The organism is Bradyrhizobium sp. (assembly GCF_019242285.1).
Taxonomy (GTDB): Bacteria; Pseudomonadota; Alphaproteobacteria; order Rhizobiales; family Xanthobacteraceae; genus Bradyrhizobium.
This window is the reverse complement of the sequence record NZ_JAFAVV010000850.1, coordinates 1-2,435: the sequence shown is the minus strand read 5'-3', so window position 1 is coordinate 2,435 and position 2,435 is coordinate 1. Positions and strand designations below refer to the sequence as shown.

Here is a 2,435-nt window from a genome sequence, read left to right as displayed (position 1 = left end):
TTCGAGATGCGCGAAAGCGGCGTGATCCAGATGCCGCATGGCCGCAAGTCCCGCCACCATCGACAGCGGATTGGCCGAGAACGTGCCGCCCTGCGGCAGCAGCGGCCGACCGGCCGATGCGTCGAACACCTTCATCACGTCGTTGCGGCCGCCGATCGCGCCGATCGGCAAACCGCCGCCGATGATCTTGCCCAGCGCAAACAGGTCCGGCACCAGACCGTAGCGCGCGGCTGCGCCTTGAAAACCCTGGCGGAGGTTCAAAACCTCGTCGGCGATCACCAGGATTCCGTTGGCGCGGGCGGTGTCCTGGACCGCGGCAATGAATTCCGGCTCGGGCGCGATCAAGCCGGCGCGGCTCGGCATCGGATCGATCACGACAGCGGCAAGGCTGTCGGCGTGCCGCGACAGCAGTCGGCGCGCCCCATCGGCGTCGTTGAAGCGCAGCACGACCGTTTCCTTGAGCACGCTTGGCGGCATGCCGCGATAATACGCCGTCGAGCTTGGCGAGGCCGGATCGCCCCAATCCTGCGGTGTCGCGGCCTGGCTGACCTCGACCCAGTCATACGCGCCGTGATAGGCGCCTTCGAGCTTGGCGATGCCGGACCGTCCGGTGAAAGCGCGCGCCGCCTTGATGGCGAACATCACGGCCTCGGTGCCGGTGTTGACGAAACGAACCCGGTCGAGATGCGGAATCCGGCCGCAGAGCAGCTCCGCGAGCTCGATCTCCTGCGCGGTCGGATTGGCAAAGCAGCTTCCGCGCTGCAATTGCCGGGTCACCGCCTCGACGACCGGCGCGAACGCGTGACCATGAATCAGCGTGGTGAAATTGCCGTTGAGGTCGAGGAATTGACGGCCGTCGACATCGAACAGATAGCTGCCGGCGCCGCGCTCGATGTAGCGCGGGATCGGATCGCGCTCGATCGTAACGCGTGCCGTGCCGTCGGGAAACACGAGCTGCGCCCGGACGAAACTGTCGGTGGATTTCGGCCCGATCGCGCGTGACATCGCCGGCCTTGCTTGCGCTGGTTGATTCATCGATCTCTCATCCCTGTCCAAATCATCGACCCCGCAGCGCCGCGGTCGCATCGGCATCGACCTGATCGCCCGTCAGGACCACGCCGTAGACCTCGCGCGCCCTGGCTGCGCTCACGAGTCCGTCCCTGACATCGTCATGGACGGCGCGCGGATCGCGTCGCATCGGATCGCCGAATCCGCCGCCGCCGGGCGAGGCCACCGCGATGCGGAGCGGCGGCAGATGGCGGACGCCATATTGCGGGATGTCGGGACACGAGCCGTCGGCCGGTGTCAGATCGAGCGAGCCCGTCTTTCCGTCGCGCCCGCCGGCGATGACGAAGGCGGTGAGGCCATGGCCGCCCTCGCTGCGGAACGAATATTCGGCGCCCACCTCGACGTCGGCGGCATAATTGATCCCGGGACCGCCGCGAAACTCGCCGGCGCCCTCGCCGTCGCAGCGCATCTCATATTTGTGGATGGTGACGGGATAGAGCTGCTCATAGGCCTCGACGTTCGGCAATCGCAGGCCGCACAGCGTTGGCACCGTTCCCATGCTCGGAAAGCCGTCGCGGCCGCGAACGGCGCCGGAAGCGGGCAGGCCGTGCCAGTGATACAGCACGAAGGTCTCACCGGTCGGCCTGCGGCCCGAAGTGACGCAATGCAACGATTTGCCCCATCCGGCGCAAGCGCGCTTCGGATCGCAGGCCGCGAGCGCCTTCCAGCAGGCGTGCACGATGTCGGTGGCGGGAAAGATCGTGTTCATCGTCATCGGCGCCGGCGGGCGCGCGTTGACGATCGTTCCCTCCGGCGCGTGCACGGTGATCGGACGGAACGTGCCCTGGTTCTTCGGCAGATGCGGCGCCAGAAACGCGACGATCGCAAGATAGGCGCTGGAGCAGGTGTTGGCGATCGAGGAGTTCTTGAAGCCGGCGATCTGCGGCGAGCTGCCGCTGAAGTCCACATGCATGCCGGCCGGCGTCACGGTGATGCGGACGCGAACGCGGATCTCGGCCGCACCGAAGCAGTCATTGTCGCTTTCGTCGCTGCCTTCATAGACGCCGCATGGCAGGCTCGCGATCTCCTCGCGCACCAGGCGTTCGGCATAGTCGAGAATGCCCTCCAGATAATGGCGCGCCGATCCTTCCCGGACAGATGCCAATGCCTCGGCGACGCGGCTGGCGCCGATCCCGGTCGAGCCGACCATGGCGCGCAGGTCACCGTCGAGCAGCTCCGGGCAGCGCGAGTTGAGGAGCAGCAGCCGCCAGAGGTCCTGCCGCGTCTTGCCGGCGTCGATCAGCCGCAGCACCGGCAGGCGGATTCCCTCATGGAAGATTTCGGTCGCGGCGGAATTATAGGTGCCTGCGGCGCCGCCACCGATGTCCGACTGATGGGCCCGGTTGCAGCAGAACGCCAGCAGCTCG

2 protein-coding genes are annotated in these 2,435 nt (G+C 67.0%); both read right to left on the bottom strand.

Annotated elements, in window-relative coordinates; genetic code table 11:
- On the bottom strand, positions 1 to 1,005 hold a 1,005-nt coding region (locus tag JOY90_RS35090), incomplete at its 3' end, for an aminotransferase class III-fold pyridoxal phosphate-dependent enzyme (RefSeq protein ID WP_291695671.1).
- 52 nt (positions 1,006 to 1,057) lie between these two features.
- Positions 1,058 to 2,435: hydantoinase B/oxoprolinase family protein (locus JOY90_RS35085; RefSeq protein ID WP_291695670.1), on the bottom strand; the 1,378-nt coding region annotated here is incomplete at its 5' end.